The sequence below is a fragment of the Bacillus sp. GW823-FHT06A11 genome, from assembly GCF_058795355.1.
On sequence record NZ_JBXAHS010000001.1, the window covers coordinates 433613 to 452367 of the forward strand.

Annotated in this window: 16 protein-coding genes; 6 read left to right on the forward strand and 10 right to left on the reverse strand. The window is 36.7% G+C overall.

Annotated features, from left to right (window positions below; translation table 11 throughout):
* Positions 1-44 precede the first annotated feature (44 nt).
* The 5 genes from moaD to moaA are packed head-to-tail and all read right to left on the reverse strand — an operon-like array spanning position 45 to position 4166.
* The gene (gene moaD / locus AC1Q8L_RS01970) at positions 45-278 is read right to left on the reverse strand and encodes a molybdopterin converting factor subunit 1 (RefSeq protein WP_000573676.1); all 234 of its coding nucleotides are present in this window, start codon (positions 276-278) and stop codon (positions 45-47) included.
* Positions 275-745: a molybdenum cofactor biosynthesis protein MoaE gene (locus AC1Q8L_RS01975; protein WP_000149961.1), complete on the reverse strand. Its 471-nt coding sequence runs from the start codon at positions 743-745 to the stop codon at positions 275-277. The genes moaD and AC1Q8L_RS01975 overlap by 4 nt, the downstream gene beginning before the upstream one ends.
* A gap of 44 nt (positions 746-789) precedes the next feature.
* A complete protein-coding gene (locus AC1Q8L_RS01980; RefSeq protein WP_000890785.1) occupies positions 790-2079 on the reverse strand; it encodes a molybdopterin molybdotransferase MoeA in 1290 nt (429 codons plus the stop codon).
* 42 nt (positions 2080-2121) lie between these two features.
* On the reverse strand, positions 2122-3135 hold the full coding sequence (locus AC1Q8L_RS01985) for a molybdopterin-synthase adenylyltransferase MoeB (RefSeq protein WP_001158065.1): 1014 nt from the start codon (positions 3133-3135) through the stop codon (positions 2122-2124).
* 17 nt (positions 3136-3152) lie between these two features.
* The gene (gene moaA, locus AC1Q8L_RS01990; protein ID WP_025117811.1) at positions 3153-4166 is read right to left on the reverse strand and encodes a GTP 3',8-cyclase MoaA; all 1014 of its coding nucleotides are present in this window, start codon (positions 4164-4166) and stop codon (positions 3153-3155) included.
* 325 nt (positions 4167-4491) lie between these two features.
* Here moaA and AC1Q8L_RS01995 point away from each other — a divergent pair, with 325 nt between their 5' ends.
* Positions 4492-5184: a Crp/Fnr family transcriptional regulator gene (locus tag AC1Q8L_RS01995; protein ID WP_000013863.1), complete on the forward strand. Its 693-nt coding sequence runs from the start codon at positions 4492-4494 to the stop codon at positions 5182-5184.
* A gap of 136 nt (positions 5185-5320) precedes the next feature.
* On the opposite strand, the gene narI is transcribed toward AC1Q8L_RS01995, so the two are convergent.
* From narI to AC1Q8L_RS02015, 4 genes are read right to left on the reverse strand one after another with little or no spacing between them, the layout of a single operon-like run.
* Positions 5321-6010, reverse strand: a complete 690-nt coding sequence (narI, locus tag AC1Q8L_RS02000) for a respiratory nitrate reductase subunit gamma (RefSeq protein WP_025117810.1) — start codon at positions 6008-6010, stop codon at positions 5321-5323.
* Positions 6011-6027: 17 nt separating this feature from the next.
* Positions 6028-6558: a nitrate reductase molybdenum cofactor assembly chaperone gene (gene narJ / locus AC1Q8L_RS02005; protein WP_002093968.1), complete on the reverse strand. Its 531-nt coding sequence runs from the start codon at positions 6556-6558 to the stop codon at positions 6028-6030.
* Positions 6559-6577: 19 nt separating this feature from the next.
* Positions 6578-8053 (reverse strand): nitrate reductase subunit beta, encoded by a 1476-nt coding sequence (gene narH / locus AC1Q8L_RS02010; protein WP_492339395.1) that lies wholly within the window; start codon positions 8051-8053, stop codon positions 6578-6580.
* Entirely contained in the window at positions 8043-11726 is a 3684-nt protein-coding gene (locus tag AC1Q8L_RS02015) for a nitrate reductase subunit alpha (RefSeq protein ID WP_098311658.1), read from the reverse strand. Before AC1Q8L_RS02015 ends, narH begins: the two co-directional genes overlap by 11 nt.
* Positions 11727-12231: 505 nt before the next feature.
* Here AC1Q8L_RS02015 and AC1Q8L_RS02020 point away from each other — a divergent pair.
* From AC1Q8L_RS02020 to AC1Q8L_RS02030, 3 genes are read left to right on the forward strand one after another with little or no spacing between them, the layout of a single operon-like run.
* Complete coding sequence (locus tag AC1Q8L_RS02020; protein ID WP_001135799.1) at positions 12232-13194, forward strand: AAA family ATPase; 963 nt, start codon at positions 12232-12234, stop codon at positions 13192-13194.
* Positions 13194-14408, forward strand: coding sequence for a DUF58 domain-containing protein (locus AC1Q8L_RS02025; protein WP_098311657.1), 1215 nt, complete (start codon positions 13194-13196; stop codon positions 14406-14408). The genes AC1Q8L_RS02020 and AC1Q8L_RS02025 overlap by 1 nt, the downstream gene beginning before the upstream one ends.
* On the forward strand, positions 14405-16633 hold the full coding sequence (locus AC1Q8L_RS02030) for a transglutaminase TgpA family protein (protein WP_098311656.1): 2229 nt from the start codon (positions 14405-14407) through the stop codon (positions 16631-16633). The genes AC1Q8L_RS02025 and AC1Q8L_RS02030 overlap by 4 nt, the downstream gene beginning before the upstream one ends.
* A gap of 83 nt (positions 16634-16716) precedes the next feature.
* Here the strand turns inward: AC1Q8L_RS02030 and bsaA are convergent, their stop codons facing one another.
* Entirely contained in the window at positions 16717-17199 is a 483-nt protein-coding gene (bsaA, locus tag AC1Q8L_RS02035) for a glutathione peroxidase (RefSeq protein ID WP_000219434.1), read from the reverse strand.
* Positions 17200-17423: 224 nt separating this feature from the next.
* On the opposite strand from bsaA, the gene AC1Q8L_RS02040 reads away from it, so the two are divergent.
* Both AC1Q8L_RS02040 and AC1Q8L_RS02045 read left to right on the forward strand, forming a co-directional pair.
* Entirely contained in the window at positions 17424-17633 is a 210-nt protein-coding gene (locus AC1Q8L_RS02040) for a DUF3925 domain-containing protein (RefSeq protein WP_000844983.1), read from the forward strand.
* Between the two features lie 95 nt (positions 17634-17728).
* Positions 17729-18700: an MBL fold metallo-hydrolase gene (locus AC1Q8L_RS02045; protein ID WP_000754967.1), complete on the forward strand. Its 972-nt coding sequence runs from the start codon at positions 17729-17731 to the stop codon at positions 18698-18700.
* Positions 18701-18755: the final 55 nt, after the last annotated feature.

Below are 18755 nucleotides of genomic sequence, written 5' to 3' on the forward strand. Positions count from 1 at the left end.
CTCTCCAGCCTAATCACGTCCTAACATGATTAGGCTGAGAAGAATCAACCACCACTTACTGGCGGAATCATTGCTACGACATCGCCAACTTGAATGATGTCATCCTCATTTGCATACTCTTCATTTATCGCGACCATAATCTCGTTTGAAATTGCTACATTATATTCCTTAATCAGAACTTCCTTCAGCTTCGCAACTGTAATATTTTCACAATCTATGTGTAATGCTGGCTTACTTACTTCTTCTTGTAAATGTGCAAATAATAGTACTTCAATCATATACTCCTCTCCTTTCCAGGCTCACCATTTGCATATGTTACCTTCTCTAACTGATCACCTATCCATGACTCACCATTTTCCCAAAACTCTTTCTTCCAAATTGGAACAATTTGTTTAATACGCTCCATAATATATTCGTTCGCCTCATATGCAGCTTTCCGGTGTGGTGTAGAAACAGCGACAACAACAGCAAGATCAGAAATTTGTAATGTACCAATACGATGTGTAATAGCGACATATGTCCCCGGCCACTTCTCTCCTACTTCAGTGCCAATTCTCTCAAGTTGTTTCTCCGCCATTGTCTTATAAGCTACATACTCTAAACAAAGTGTACGTCGACCTTTCGTAAATTCTCTAACAGTACCAATAAAAGTAGTAACCGCACCACACTCACGACGAATTACTTTGTTTGTAACTTCTTCAATTGAAATAGGTGTATCAATTACTTCATAATACGTATGTGTCATCTTGCACCTCTGATCCTTATATAAGTTAGCAATCTCTTTTTCTATTACTTGTATGATCGAAGCGGCTCTTCCCACGGCCACTCACTTCCGACGTTCGATTCTAATAACAGTACCGAAACGGTTATTCCTGTTTCAAATCCTCTTGTTCCTCCCGGCAGAACGATAAATGCATTCGCTTCTGCAATTGAAGAAATTGCGCTAGATTTATCTAAACCGACTGGTGTAACTTGCAATTGCCCATCTACAATTTCTACTCTCCCTCTTACAAAACGAGTAAACGGATTTGCTTTCGAAATGTCTTTCTGTAAAATTGCCTCTGCACGATATATGTGCGGATCTTTCCTATGCAAGTATGTTCCAATGACAGGTCGAACATACAATTCACATCCGACATAACAAGCAGAAGGATTACCAGATAGACCAAATAATAGTTTTCCCTCTAACTCAGCTACAGTTGTCACACTTCCTGGTCGCATCGCTATTTTGTTAAAAAGTACATTAGCTTGTAATCTCTCATAAATAGCCGGTAAATAATCATAGTCTCCTACTGAAATGCCACCAGTTGTAATTAATATATCAACTTCTTTTATCGCTTTTTTTACAGTGTTATAACACGTCTCAAAATTGTCAGCGAATTGCCCATAATACTGTACAATTCCACCTGCTCGTTCAATTTGAGCAGCTACCATATAAGAGTTACTATTTCGAATCTTCCCTGGCTTTAATTGTTCATGTACTTCGAGCAGTTCACTTCCTGTCGTTACAATTCCAATGACTGGCTGTTTTACAACATATACCGTACTATAACCAAACGTAGCAAGAAGTGCTGCAACTCCAGGATTAATAACAGTCCCTTTTTTCACCAGAATGCTATTTTGTTTTACATCTTCTCCTTTAAAAGAAATGTTATCCCCAGCAACAAAGGAGCGTTTCAATTTCATATAAGTCTTTTCGTTTTCTTCAAATCCTTCCGTTAGCTCTAACATAACTACTGCATTACACCCCGCAGGAATTGCCGCACCTGTCATAATACGGACAGCTTGAAATGCTTTCACATCTTCTGTAAAAACAAAACCTGCTCCAATTTCACCAATCACTTCAAACAGAATGGGATTACTGCTACTTGCTTCTTTTGTATCTTCTGCTCGAATCGCAAATCCGTCGTATGGAGAACGATTGAAATGCGGGACATCATGATCTGCAATAACATCTTCTCCAAGTGTTCTACCGTAGCTTTCTATAAGAGAAACCTTTTCTATTTCACCTTGGTAAGCATATTCCATTACACGTGCAACTGCTTCTGCCACTGGAATTGGTATACGTTTTTCTAACATTCTTTTTCACCTCGTTTTAATAAGGGGCAACTCTCTTTCTGTTCATCCTATATATTTTGCGTATAATCGTTTTGCTATTTTCACATCATTTGTTCCATGAATAAATGCCCTACCGTCTGTAAATAAAACGAAACGATATTCATCAATTAGAAATGATAGTAAGTAAGGCGTTTTTTGGACAAGTACACTTTTTTGTAATCGTTTTTGAACTTCCTCTAAATGAAGAACACGTTTTACCCCTGAACGGATTTGAACCGTATTCCGTCCGCATAGCACTTCCATTTTCATCTGTGCTTCAAATGTTAAACTTGGGTACGTGCGTGTATTTCCACAAGATGGACATGTATTTTTCTTCTGTCTATTTACTTTTAATGAGAGATATTGATTGTTCCAAATATCAAATGATAACATTGTTCCTCTTAGCGCCTCGAAATCATCCACCAATATTTTCATCGCCTCTGTTACTTGATGAGTAACGACCATTTGTACAGCTGGTTGAATGATTCCTGCTGTATCGCATGTTGCACCACCCATAGGATGATCCATTAAGCAGCGAAAACATGGTGTTTTCCCTGGAAGAATTGTATACGTTACACCGTAACTTCCAATACATCCACCGTATATCCAAGGTATATTTTCTTTTTGTGAAATGTCATTTATAAGTAGGCGCGTATCAAAATTGTCAGTCGCATCTAATATGAGATCCACTTCTTTTGTTAACTCTTTTATTTCTTGCAGTGTGACATCCGATACAACTGATACAATTTCCACTTCAGAATTAATCTTTCTTAAATGCTCTGCCGCTGCAATTGCTTTCGGTTTGCACTGCTGTGCATCTTCTTCTGTATATAACTGTTGCCGTTGTAAATTACTCCATTCGACGTAGTCACGGTCAGCAATTGTCAATTTCCCAATTCCCATTCTAACAAGAGCTTCTGCATTTGCAGCTCCTAGTGCACCCGCACCGATTAGGAGCACATGCTTTTCTCTTATTTTTCTTTGTCCCATTTCACCAATTCTAGAAAACAATACTTGTCTTGCATAACGCTCTTGCATAAGAACTCCGCCTTTCACTATCCACCAATGTAAGACATTTCAACTTTTGGACGTTTACTTGTACTTTCAACCGTTCTTTCATCTGAATATCGATCTGTTCTATATCGCCATGTATGTTGTAAAATTTTTAATAATGAGGCGTCAGAAATATTTTCTCGAAGAAGCGTTCGCAAATCCGTTCCTTTTGTTCCAAATAAACATGTAAAAAACTTACCATCTGCCGAAATACGGGCTCTCGTACAAGAAGAACAAAATGACTCAGAAACAGAAGTAATAAATCCAACTTCTGCATCGCTCCCTACATATCGATACATTTTCGCAACCTCTCCAAAGTAACGAGGTTTAACAGGCTCAATCGGATATACACGATTAATCTTCTCTATTAATTGTTCCTTCGTAATAACTTGTTCAAAGTTCCAGCCGTTTGTACTGCCCACATCCATAAACTCTATAAAACGGAGCTGAATTTCTTGTTCTTTAAAGTAACGAGCCATATGAAGAATTTGACTATCATTCATTCCTTTTTTTACGACCATATTTACCTTTACTTCTAACCCTGCGTTCTTCGCTTCTTCAATTCCTTTTAATACAGGTTTTGTGCTTACATTTCGTCCATTAATTTTTTTGAAGACATAATCCTCTATCGCATCTAAACTAATATTTACACGTTTTAATCCCGCTTCTTTTAACGCCTTTGCTTGTTTTGCTAAATGAATACCGTTTGTTGTGAGTCCAATATCTTTTAAGCCTTCTAGCTTTGCAAGTCTTGCAATTAACGTCGGTAAGTCTTTACGCAATAAAGGTTCACCGCCAGTAAGCCTAATTTTATTGACTCCCATACTTATAAATAATCTCGCTAATCTTTCTATTTCATCGAACGTTAATAAAAGCTCTTCCTTTAAAAAAGTGTAATCAGGTCCGAACACTTCAGCAGGCATACAGTATGTACACCTAAAATTACAACGATCAATAACTGAAATACGTAAATCTTGAAGTGGCCGTTCTAAAGAATCTTTCATGTTCTCGTGCATCTATATCCCTTCTTTTCTGCTGCAATCCTTAGTAAGCTTTCAATTTTTTTATTTGCCTTCATTATAAAAAAGAAGCTACATATTCAATGTGACTTTTCTCACATTACTTTCCCCATTCAAAAATTCTTCACAAATCCGTTCGAATTTTGTTCACATCTTTAATCTCATCCGCTTTGTCTATTGAATTTTTCAAACTAAAAACTGAAGATTTCTTCCCCTTACGGTCATTGAAATTTCAATTTATTTTTAAAATAGCTCTTGCATTTTCATCATACTTACACTCAAAATAGGAAATGTATTGCTTATAAGAAGAAAGGTGATCACTGTGGCAAACAGTATGACATTATCTCAAGATTTAAAAGAATTACTTGCATCTGTTGAATATAAAATGCAAATTAAAAAAGGTAGTTTTATTTTTCAAGAGGGTATGGAGGCAACAGAGCTCTATATCATCCACTCAGGAAAAGTACAAATTAGTAAATTAAGTGCTGACGGGCAAGAATTAACACTCCGTATTTGTTCGGCATACGACATTATTGGAGAATTAACATTATTCACGGACAATGCGAAGTATTTATTAAATTCAAAATGCCTTGAAGATGTTGAAGTAGGAGTTATAAAGCGTGAAACCTTAGAAAAAGCATTACTCCAAAAACCCGCACTTGTATTTGAATTTATGAAATGGATTAGTGAACATTTAAGAAGAATGCAAACGAAGTTTCGAGATTTAGTATTACACGGCAAAAAAGGTGCCCTGTATTCTACTCTTATACGAATGACAAATAGTTACGGTGTATTAAAAGAAAATGGGATTCTCATCGATTTACCATTAACGAATCAAGAACTTGCTAATTTCTGTGCAACTTCACGTGAAAGTGTAAATCGAATGTTAAATGAATTAAAAAAGCAAGGTACAATTTCGATTCATAAAGGAAAGATTACAATCCACGATTTACAATTTTTAAAATGTGAAATTGCTTGTGAAGATTGCTCTGCTTCTGTTTGTAGCATTGATTAGCATCTTATTTAGATGCTAATCTTTTTTCAATTTAAACTACTTATTAACGATTATTTCCTATGTAAACAAAAACGAGGCCTGCCATATGAGACCTCGTTTCGTTTTAGCTGCTAACTCCTATCCGTTTACAGCAGTATTATTTTTTCAACTCATTAGGAATACGTCTTCTGTAAATTACATAACTACGGCTTACATATTTAATTGGGGCACTAAATACATGTACTAGTCTTGTAAATGGCCACACTGCGAATAAACCCATCCCTGCAAGAATATGAATTTTAAACCATACTGGTACTTCCATCATATATTCAACTTTCGGTTGGAAAATAAAGAGACTTCGGAACCAAGGGCCAATTGTTGTACGATAATCAAATCCTTTTGAATCGATATTTAAAAATGTTGAAGAAAGTCCTGCTAACATTACGATAAGTAATAAAATAAGCGCCATATAATCTCCCTTTGTGCTCGTTGCAATGATACGTTTTACAGTTACGCGGCGGTACGTTAATATAATTAAACCGATGATAGAAGCAACACCTGCCGGAAGCCCGAAACTAATTGCCATTATGTGATACGTATGCTCAGAAATACCTATCGAACGGTATACAGCTTCTGGAATTAATATCCCCATAACATGACCGCCAATTACGAACATAATCCCAAAGTGGAATAATAGACTTCCGATTCGGAGCATTTTCTTTTCTAATAGTTCACTAGATTTTGATGTCCATCCAAATTGATCATAGTTGTATCTAAAAATATGTCCACCGATAAAGATTGCAAAAATGATATAGGGAAACAATACCCATAGAAATTGATTCATCATTTTAACAACTCTCCTTTCTAATTTGTCTGTACATCCCATGCTTCGATAGCGAGTAGCACAGCCGCAAGAATTGGTTCATACATACTACCTGCTTCTTTTAACTGAACGTGTAATGCTTGTATATTCTGCTTGTATTTATTCATAATTGGTTCACTGTCTTGCTCATTTGCATTTGCAAAAAACTCAAGAAAAAGTGGTAAATAATCAGGTAGTTCTTTATCCGTTACTTCAAAACCAGATTTTTTATAATGCTGCTTTAACTCTAATAATTCAATACCTCTTTCTCTTTGTTCACCAGTGTTCATATAAGTAAGATACATATTTGTTTTCTTACCAAAATCGAATGTATATACGTAACTATCAATGAGTTGATCATTCGTTTTATCTAGCGCTTGCTTTATAAAGGCTGTAAGTGATGCTTTAACTTCTTCCTTTTCTATCGTTTCAATCTCTTCTTGCAATTCAGTTACAGCTTCTCTCCACCCTAGTTCAGGATAGGAGAGAAGCAAAGAAGAACAAGAAAAAGCAGTTTGTAAACTTTGTTTCATCATTTTCTGCCCCCTTTATTTAAGAAATTGTCATACAAGAGCCTGGACCACCTGCGAATGCTAAACCACAGCTTCCTTGTTCGCTATATAAATCTGCCACTTGTTCACGGTGAGTGCCCGGAATGACGAAGCGATCTTTATATTTCGCAATAGCAAGAAGACGATACATATCTTCTACATCCTGTTTCGTTAAACCAAGTTCTTTTAATACAGCTTCATTTGGCTCTTTATTAATTTGCAGCGCTCTCATATGCGTTCGCATAACAGCCATTTTCTTCAATGTAAGACGAATGTGTGATTCATCTCCTGCAGTGAGTAAATTCGCTAAATATTGAATTGGAATACGCATATTATCGATAGCAGGGAAAATCGCTTCTGCTTGCCAGTTACTGCCTTTCCCTTCCACCATATTCATAATTGGGCTAAGCGGCGGAATATACCAAACCATCGGCATTGTACGGTACTCTGGATGAAGAGGCAGAGCAATTTTCCAATCGATAATCATTTTATAGATTGGTGACTCTTGTGCTGCTTTAATCCATTCTTCAGGAATGCCTTGTTTTTTCGCTTCAGCTGCTACTTCTGGATCATTTGGATTTAGGAAAACAGTAAGCTGAGATTCATATAAATCTTTTTCGTCTTCAACAGAAGCTGCTTCTTTTACTTTGTCAGCGTCATATAGCATTACCCCAATATACCTGATACGTCCCACACATGTTTCTGAACAAATTGTTGGCATACCAGCCTCAATACGTGGGAAACACATTGTACATTTTTCAGCTTTATTCGTTTGCCAGTTAAAATACACTTTTTTATATGGACAAGATGATACGCAGAACCTCCAAGCACGACATGCATTTTGATCTACAAGAACAATGCCGTCTTCTTCACGTTTATACATCGCACCAGATGGACAAGATGATACGCAAGACGGATTCATACAATGTTCACATATGCGTGGTAAATACATCATAAAGACGTTTTCAAAATCTGTTTTAATTTCTTCTTCCATTTTCTTTACGTTCGGATCTTGTAATCCTGTTATATGTCCACCAGCTAAATCATCTTCCCAGTTCGGACCCCATTCAATTTTGTCGATAAATTCGCCTGTAATTGCTGATTTCGGACGAGCAACTGGTTGATGCTTACGCTGCGGGCTATTTGTTAATGTTTCATAATCATAATTCCAAGGTTCAAAGTAATCATCAATTGTTGGTTGATCTGGATTGTGGAAAATGTTCATAAGACGTTTCATTTTCGAACCAGATTTCAGCTGAATTTCACCATTTTTCAATTCCCATCCGCCTTTATATTTCTCCTGATCTTCCCATTGTTTCGGATAACCAATTCCAGGCTTCGTTTCTACGTTATTGAAGTACATATATTCCGCACCTGGACGATTTGTCCAGGTGTTTTTGCACGTTACGCTACAAGTATGACAGCCGATGCATTTATCTAGGTTCATTACCATTCCGACTTGCGCTTTAATCTTCAAGCCAATCTACCTCCTTCAGTTTACGGATTACAACATTTAAATCACGCTGGTTCCCAGTCGGACCATAATAGTTAAATCCATAGCTTAATTGGCCATATCCACCAATCATATGTGTTGGTTTAACATGAATACGGGTTGGACTATTATGCGTTCCCCCACGGGTGCTTGTTAATTTCGTACCAGGCACGTTAATGTGGCGATCTTGCGCATGGTGCATAAATGCCATTCCCCTCGGTATACGGTGCGTTACAACAGCACGCGCTACGACAACACCGTTACGGTTAAAGCACTCGATCCAATCATTATCAGCAACGCCAGCTTCTGCAGCGTCCTCTTTATTCATCCAAACAGTTGGACCACCTCTAAACAGCGTTAACATCGGTAATGAATCGAAATACATACTATGAATCGACCACTTATTATGCGGTGTTAAATAGTTTAGTGTAATCTCTTTCCCTTCTACTTCAGGGCGTGACTTACGGAACGGTTTATGTTGCAGAATTGGTTTAAATGTTGCCATCGTTTCACCAAATTCTTTCATCATGTCATGGTCTAAGTAGAAAGATTGTCGACCAGTTATCGTTCTCCAAGGAATAAGACGTTCCACATTTGTTGTAAACGGTGAGTAACGTCGTCCACCTTTTTCTGAACCTGTAAAGGCCGGAGAAGTAATTACTGTTTTCGGTTGTGCTGTAATTTGTTCGAATGTAAAGCATTCTTCTTCACGTTCTTCTGCTAAATCACGTAATTTTAGATCTGTTTGTTTTTCAAGTGCTTCCCATGCTTTTACTGCCATATGACCGTTTGTTGTAGAAGAAAGCGTTAATACCGCTTCAGCAGCATTGATTGCTTCTTTTATGTCTGGGCAACCTTTCGCAATAGTATCCGTTCGAACAACTCCTAATTTGCTCTTTAATTGCTCATACTCTTTTTCTGCTGACCAAGAGATCCCTTTCGTACCAATCGGTTGTTTTCCGGCATTTGGTCCAAGTGCTGTCATTTTGTCATAAATCGTTTTATAATCCCTTTCAACAACATGAATTTGTGGCATCGTTTTACCCGGGATTGGTTCACATTCACCTTTACTCCAATCTTTAATCTTGCCAAGTGGTTGCGCTAATTCTTGCGGTGTATCATGAAGAAGTGGTGTTGCAACAACTTCTTTCATTGGTTCAAGATCTATTTTCTTCGCTAAATCTGACACAGCTTTAGAAAGTGAAGTGAAAATATCCCAGTCAGAGCGTGCTTCCCACGGTGAACCGATTGCTGGATTAAATGGATGCACAAATGGATGCATATCTGTACTACTTAAATCATGTTTTTCGTACCAAGTTGAAGCAGGTAAGACGATATCAGAATACAGCGCTGTTCCAGCCATACGGAAATCTAAATTAATGAGTAAATCAAGCTTCCCTTCTGGTGCTTCTTCATGCCACTTAATTTCTTCTGGTCGTAATGAATCACTATCGTCATTCATTAATCCGTTTGTTGTACCTAATAAATGTTTTAAGAAATATTCATGCCCTTTACCAGAACTTGAAATTAAATTCGCACGCCACACGAATAAGTTGCGCGGGAAGTTGTTTTTATTATCAGGATCTTCAATCGCAAATTTCAGTTCTTTTTCTTTTAATTTTTGTGCAACATATTTTCCGATTTCTTCTTGCGTTGTTGCACCAGCAGCAACAGCTTCTTTATATAATTCAATTCCATTTTTCTCGAATGTTGGATAAGAAGGTAACCAGCCGAGTCGTGCTGCTAATACATTGTAATCACCGTGATGTTGATAACGTGAGTTACCTTCAATTGGTGATGCTAAATGTCCAACAGGTGTATCTTCATAGCGCCATTGATCTGTTACGAAATAGAAGAAAGACGTACCATTTTGTAATTTTGGTGGCCCTTGCCAATCTTTTGCCATCGCGATTGTTTGCCATCCTTCTGCAGGTCGTAACTTTTCTTGACCAACATAATGCGCCCATCCCCCGCCGTTTACTCCTTGTGCCCCAACTAGAAGAACAAGATTTAAAACTGCGCGATAAATCGTATCAGAATTAAACCAATGGTTAATACCAGCTCCAACAATAATCATCGAGCGACCATTTGTATCAGCGGCATTTTGTGCGAACTCACGAGCGATTTGAATAATTAGTTCTCGTTTCACTCCTGTCATTTTCTCTTGCCATGCAGGTGTAAACGGTACATCATCATTGAAGTCTTTCGGCTCTTGTCCGCCAAACCCTCGGTTCACCCCGTAATTTGCTAACGTTAAGTCGTATACAGTTGTAACGAACACTTCGCCTTCTTCTGTCATAACCTTTTTCACTGGAACTGTACGTTCTAATACTTTGTTTCCATCATCAGAGAAGTACGGAATTTGTACCGTTCCAATCGTTTCTTCCATTCCAAGTAAAGAAAGACGTGGATCAATCTTTTCACCTGTTTCTTCATCTTCTAAACGCAAGTTCCATTTCTTTTCGTTATCCCAACGTGAGCCCATTGTGCCTTGAGGTGTTGCAAAATCATTCGTGTTCTCGTTCCAAAGAACAGGTTTCCATTCTCCTAACTTCGTTTCGCGTCCAATATCAGCAGCGTTTAAGAAACGATCAGCAACGAATTGATCTCCTTTTTGTTTCAATGTGACAAAGAAAGGAAAATCAGTATATTGCTTCGCATACTTTGTGAAATATTCCACTTGATTATCTACGTAAAATTCTTGTAAGATCACATGCCCCATTGCCATCGCAAGTGCACCATCTGTACCTTGTTTCACACTAATCCAATCATCCGCAAACTTTGTAGATTCAGCGAAGTCAGGACTGACAGAAACGACTTTCGTTCCTTTATATCGAACCTCTGCTAAAAAGTGAGCATCTGGTGTTCTCGTCATCGGTACATTTGAACCCCATGTCATAATGTAACCAGAGTTATACCAGTCACTACTTTCTGGTACATCTGTTTGATCGCCCCAAATTTGCGGAGAAGCTGGTGGTAAATCTGCGTACCAATCATAGAAACTAAGCATCGGCCCACCCATAAGTTGCATAAAACGACTACCAGCAGCATGACTTAACATCGACATAGCTGGAATTGGTGAAAAGCCAACATTTCGATCTGGCCCGTATTTAATTACTGTATAAAGTAGAGAAGCTGAAACGAGTTGTAATACTTCATCCCAATTCGCACGAATAAATCCACCTTTACCACGCGCCTGCTTATACTTACGTGCTTTTTCAGGGTTTTCCACAATACTTTTCCAAGCATCTAGTGGTGACTCGTTATTTTGTAGTTCATCTTGCCACATACTCCAAAGAACACCACGTACATACGGATATTTCACACGAAGTGGACTATAAATGTACCAAGAAAAACTTGCTCCACGTGGGCATCCTCGCGGTTCAAAATCTGGCATATCAGGACCTGTCGTTGGATAGTTAAGCTCCTGCCCTTCCCACGTCACAATTCCATCTTTCACATATATATTCCAGCTACATGAACCAGTACAGTTCACGCCGTGTGTAGAACGAATTACTTTATCATGCTGCCAACGCTTTCTGTACACATTTTCCCATTCGCGATCTTCATATGTTTCTTGTGTATGATTATCGTTATAACTATCTATTGGTGAAAAATATTTTAAACGTCTCATTAGTGCTGAAGTTTTTTTCTTCATACTGTTCACTCCTTTAATACGTCTCTCTTACATACCCTTACTATAAGAGAGGTTGTAAAATACAGATGTGACATTTCGCACAGTTCAAGAGATTGTCAAAAATTCAGTAGAAAATAAGTTTGTGAGAAAATCTTGTGTTCCGTTGTGAAGATTATGGTTAATCTTAATTATTAGGAGAATGGTATTTTGAGGTATCGACTATTTTGCAAAAGAAAAAGAGTTTTGATATTATTTCAAAACTGCCATAAGGAAAAGAGTATAAATTGTATGTAAAAAATTTTTTCCCAATGTTATTATTTTATATCGAGTCTGATTTTACATAAAACTACAAATCATTATTTACTGTATTGCCCTTAGTTACGGAAACAATTATACTAGATGTAATCGAAATAAATAATCTGAATATTCTCAGAATTTAAGGTAAAAGTTTTACTATCTACAAATAGAATTAGAAATATGTCCACTAAATAGATTAGAAAACGATAATAACATTAGGAGGATTACGATGCCCCAGCTTGATTCATTACATCCCACTGTAGAAAAAATAATCAATAATATTGAAAAAATAATGGTCGGAAAACGAAAAGAAACGATCTTAGCTTTGACAGCTCTCTTAGCTGACGGTCATGTGCTATTAGAAGATGTTCCTGGTGTCGGGAAAACAATGCTAGTACGTGCTCTTTCTAAATCCATTGATGCTGATTATAAGCGAATTCAATTTACACCTGATTTATTGCCGTCAGATGTAACAGGAGTTTCTATTTATAATCCGAAAGAGCTCCAATTTGAGTTCAAGCCTGGACCAATTATGGGGAATTTTGTACTTGCTGATGAAATTAATCGTACATCTCCAAAGACACAATCTGCTTTACTTGAATGTATGGAAGAAGGCAATATTACAATCGATGGCATTACAAGGCCTTTACCAAAGCCGTTCTTTGTCATGGCTACACAAAATCCGGTCGAATATGAAGGAACATATTCTCTACCAGAAGCTCAGCTCGATCGTTTCTTATTGAAACTAAAAATGGGATATCCTACACCAGAAGAAGAATTTGAAATTTTAAACCGGATGGAAAAAACAAATCCACTCTCTCAATTACAGACCATTACTACAATAGAAGAATTAATTTATTTACAACAAAGCGTACGGGTAGTAAGTATGGACAAAGCAATTAAGCATTACATTGTAAAACTTGTTAATCAGACTCGTACGTACAGTTCTATACAGCTAGGTGCAAGTCCACGTGGCTCAATTGCTTTAATGAAAGCTTCACAAGCTTATGCATTTATCCATGGCAGAAATTATGTTATTCCAGACGATGTTAAATTTTTAGCTCCTTACGTTTTAGCACATAGACTCATTTTAAAAATGGAAGCAAAATTTGAAGGAATAACTGGAGAACAAGTTATCGCAAAAATCGTTGCACGAACTACTGTGCCGACTCAAAGGACGATGAACCCTTGATGAAACGAATACTGCGAGCGCTATATCACGTTACGAAGTTATTGCTACTCCCTTTATGTCTAGTCTTAACATTTGTGTACGCTATGTTTCAAGGAGGGTTTGTAAGTTGGTTTTTGTTTTACAGCACAATTCCCATTGCTCTTTATTCACTACTACTCCCCTTTTACGCTTTTCGGGACGCTGAAGTAAGACGAATAACAAACCAAAATGGATATGTAGTAGGAGAACAATTTATAAGCACGATTACAATAAAAAGAAAATTTCCTTTTCCCTTACTTTATTTAGTTATAGAAGATGAACTGCCACCACAATTTATAAGTTGTAAACAAACAAAGATGAATAAGGTAGTACTCTTCCCAGGATTGAAACGAAATATTTCGTTTCAATATGTTATTGACACAATCTCTAGAGGCGAGCACACTTTTTCAAGCGTTCGTGTAAAAACTGGCGATTTATTCGGCATGATAGAGAAAGAAGTAACTTTTTCAGTTCCAGATACATTTTTAGTCTATCCCCAGTATGTAGATATAGCATATCGACAATTGGAAAATCATTTCGAACAAGGAGCGCTTTCAGCAAATATAAATTCAGCAAAAGACTCTACAATCTCTGTCGGTGTCAGAGACTATAAACCTGGTGATCGCTTTTCATGGATTGATTGGAAAGCAACTGCACGAACAAACACTATTATGACAAAAGAGTTTGAACAACAGCGCAGCCATAATGTCATGATATTCATAGACAGAACCGAGTCTCCTCTATTCGAATCAGTCGTCACATTTACTGCCTCTATCGTAAGGACTGTCTTGAAACAAAATTCACCAGCATCATTCGTGTCTATCGGAAAAGAACAAACTATTTTCCCTTTAGACAATGGAGATACGCAGTTACAACAAATCCTTTGTCATTTAGCAAAAGTGCAAGCAGACAGTGTATTCCCGCTCTCCCAGAGTGTAGACATGGAACTAAGAAAAATTTATGAGCCCGTCACGGTTATACTCGTGACCAGTAATCTTTCTCCCGATATTCAAAAGGCGGCTGATTGTGCTGCTATAAGAAATAGAAAATGTATGGTTTTTGTCGTGAAAGAAAAAGCGAATCAACTTTCACACCGAGAAATCAGTATAATAGAAACTCTAAAAAAACGACAAATATTTGTAAAAACGGTTTATGAAAACCGTTATACAAACGTGTTTTTTGAGGTGAGCAAATGATAACATTACAAACAAAATACAAGTGGGATACGAACAGATTCTTTATGCATGCATGTGTATTTCTTCTTTTACTAGAATGGCTAAGACCTCTTATAGGTATTACAAATGTAGGTAGATTAGATATTTTCGTAACATTTATAGGAATTTGCTTCGCTCTCTCTTTTTTTCAAACGAGGTGGCAGATTCCAATAAAAATTGTCACAGTCCTATTTATCATTCATTCCCTATATTATAAAAATGCTTTTATAAATCCATCTTGGCTAACAGCATTCTTTTCTGATATGTTTCGAAATTCCTCCCTGTTTTTCCAAGGGAATTTACTAGATATTTCTCCAGTTTTTCCGACGGTTTTATTTTTTCTCTCATTTTGGTTTTTGAGTTCTTTTACTTCATTTTGGATTATTCATAAAAAACGTGGGTTTCTATTTCTTGTATTGACTATTATTTATATCGCAACTTTTCATAACTTACATTTATACAATGCAAACTACGCTATTATTCGTACTGTTGTCATCGGCTTTTTTATGCTTAGTCTTCTTCAAGTAGAACGAATAAAAGAACGTGAACACTTACAAAATTATGCTAGGGAAATCTCAAAATTACTTAGACCACTTACAATATTTATTGTATTATTAGCAACCATCGCATACTTTGCTCCAAAATTTGGCCCTCAATGGCCAAACCCAATGGATTTCTTAAAATTCAACACATCTGAAGCAAGTAAAGAAAAAAAAGTTTCTACAATTGGGTATGGTTTAGATGACTCACGATTAGGTGGTCCTTTTAAGGCGGATCCTACAATTGTTTTCACAGCACGAACGCAAAACAAACAATATTGGAGAGTCGAAACGAAAGATTTTTATACCGGAAAAGGCTGGGAGGTTTCTGAAAATCCGAAAAAGGTTTCTTTTAAAAATAAAAACGACGTCGTAAGCTGGTACGAACAAAATACAAAAACAGAAACTACTGAGGCAACAATTACCATGCAAAAAAGTTACCCTCACCTTACCTATCCAGCAGGATTAGTAACAGTTGAAGCTTCTTCTGATGTATCATACAGTGTTGACCCGTTTTCAGAAAAAATTTATACAATGAATGGAGACTCTTCTACTACTTTACATTCGTATAAAGTAACATATGAGATCCCTGAGTTTTCCATAAAAAACTTGAAAGCTGTAAAAACAAATGAAGGTCAAGAAACAAATCCTTATTTTATGACAAAGTACACACAACTTCCCGAGTCATTACCACAGCGCGTAAAAGACTTGGCTATCAATCTTACAAATGATAAAGACAACCGATATGATAAAGTATTAGCTATTGAAAATTACTTCACAGACAACTCTTTTACATACGAATCAACGAATGTCACATTCCCTGCCAAAAGCCAAGATTATGTAGATCAATTCCTTTTCGATACAAAAAGCGGCTACTGTAATAATTTTTCGACGTCTATGATTGTACTACTTCGTTCTGCCGGGATTCCAGCTCGCTGGGTGAAAGGCTATACAGAAGGAACTCTTGACAATACACTTGCCTCTGCAGAAGGTGAGGATGTTTATACAATCACGAACGATAACGCACACTCTTGGGTCGAAGTATATTTCCCAGAATACGGATGGATTCCATTCGAACCGACAAAAGGATTTACTAATCCCTATAATTTTATAAATAATACGCCTGCTCCTATTTCACAAAATAGCGAAGCAAATAATTCTAATAACGAGCAAATACAACAACGAAATAATGAAGCAAAACTTAAAAGTTTAATTGAAAATACAGAAGAAGCTTCTACTAAAAAGGTCACAAATTCTAAAACTAGTTTTTCTTGGTGGTACGTATTCCTCTCTACGATACTAATTAGTATTATAGGATACATTCTCTTCACCACTAGAATGAAATGGATGACATTTCTTATTATTCATTTCTATAAATACCGAAAAGATGATGCTGTTTATCAAAAAGCTTACGGTGCACTTTTAAAACAATTTGCGAGAATTGGCATACCACGGGGTGAAAGTCAAACATTCCGAGAATACGCTCTCCATATCGATACACTTTACAACTCGGCCGATATGCAACAACTTACTGCCAGTTATGAGAACGCTATGTATCAACAGGGGCAGGCTACGGTAGAATGGAAGAAATCCGTACACTTATGGGAAGTGCTTATGAAAAAAGCAGCTTCTCTACCTAAATCAGATGGCTTTGATACAGTTATTTAATCTTGAAAATTTGAGTTTACAGAAAACGTCTCAAAGAACTACATTGTTCTTTGAGACGTTTTTTAATAAAGTGAAACTCCTACTTATTCCCCAAGCACCTTCTCAATCTCAACCTCTAAATCTACCGGCTTCGTCTGCGGAGCAAAACGCCCTACTACTTTCCCGTCTTTTCCGATTAAAAACTTCGTAAAATTCCATTTCACTGCTTTCATACCAAGTAAACCTGGTGCTTGTTCTGTCATGTATGTATATAGAGGGTGAGCCTTATCACCTTTCACATCAACCTTTGCAAACATCGGGAAGTTTACACCGTAGTTTAATTCACAAAAACTAGTAATGTCCGCTTCTGTACCTGGTTCTTGTCCCCCGAATTGGTTACAAGGAAATCCGAGTATTTCGAGTCCTTGGTCTTTATATTTATCATATACCTCTTGTAATCCTTTATATTGTGGTGTGAAACCACATTTGCTAGCTACATTGACAATAAGAAGTGCTTTTCCTTCGTAATCTTTTAACGATTTTTCTTCACCTGTAATTGTTTTAGCTGAAAAATCATAAACTGTCATTGTCTTTGCCCCTCTCTTCACTATCATTCTATGTTTATACTATACTACATTCGTGAATATACAGCTCTTATTACGTACTTATAAGTTGTAATGATAGCGCTTTATTTCCGTTCGAAAATTCGACACAAACTACTAGACTTTTATGATGGAAAGTTTTACAATTGAAATGTGAACAAAATGTGACAGTTTATATTCCATTATAAAAGAAAAGGATGGTGTTCATTATGAAAACTGCACAACATGAAACGATTTCAAATCGCGAGTTTTATTTCGTACTATATATGATGTTATTGTATGTTACTGGCTGGGTAATCGATGTAAATGGTTTATTCTTAAGCTCCTACTTTAATTTAGCAGGAGAGATTATGCTTCCATTAGCAGGCGGGATTGTTGGACTGTTCATTATGTCTATTAATAAACAACAAACGAAATAATAATATTACAAAAAGGCAGAAGACGAGCTTCGTTTTCTGCCTTTTTTCTATTTTAGCGTATAATAAAAACATGCAGTATATAAGGAGTGATAACTATGAAAAAAGTAGAGCAATTATCTTCTCACCTATATCTTATTGATGATTTCGATTTACAGCATAATGAACGAACAGGTACGTACGTTTTATTAGGTGACGATATTACTTTAATTGAAACTTGTGCAGCCCCTTCTCTTCCGTATATTTTAGACGGCTTACAACAATTACATATTGATTTAAACGATGTTAAAAACATTATCGTTACACATGTGCATTTAGATCACGCTGGCGCAGCTGGTTTAATGATGGAAAAGTGCCCAAATGCTACGTTATATGTGCATTCTCGTGGTGCTCGTCATATGATTGATCCAACAAAACTTATTTTGGGTGCAAAAGCTGTCTACAAAGAAGATTTCGATAAACTCTTTGATCCAATTCTTCCAATTGAAGAAGAACGTGTTCATATTGTACAACATAGTGATACGTTAAAAATTGCAAAAAACCGTACCCTTACATTTTATGATACACCAGGACATGCGAAGCACCATATTAGCATTCACGATTCATTAACAAACGGGATTTTTACTGGCGATACAATTGGAATTTATTATAGAGAACTCGCAGACGTTGATGTAGAGTTATATCTACCATCAACGTCCCCTTCACAATTCCAACCAGATGCGATGATTACTTCTAAAAATCACATTCAAAGTATGAATGTAGATACTATTTATTTCGGTCATTACGGTGCATCCTCTCATGTTACAGAAGTATATAATCAACTGGAATATTGGCTACCTATTTTCGTTCATACTGGTAAGGAAGTCTTTGAAAAGTATAATGATTTCGATGAAGCAACTAAAGCTTTACAAACTTTGTTAATGGATAAAATCTCTTCTCATCTTACAAAGTTAAACGTTCCATCAGATCATTCCGTTTATAATATTTTACATCTAGATATAGAAATTAGCGCAATGGGCATTATTGATTATTTCACGAAGCAAGAAAAAGCAAACTCCACTATTAACTAACAGTAAAAGAAGAGATATACAACAGTAGTTATTGTATATCTCTTCTTTTTTTGAA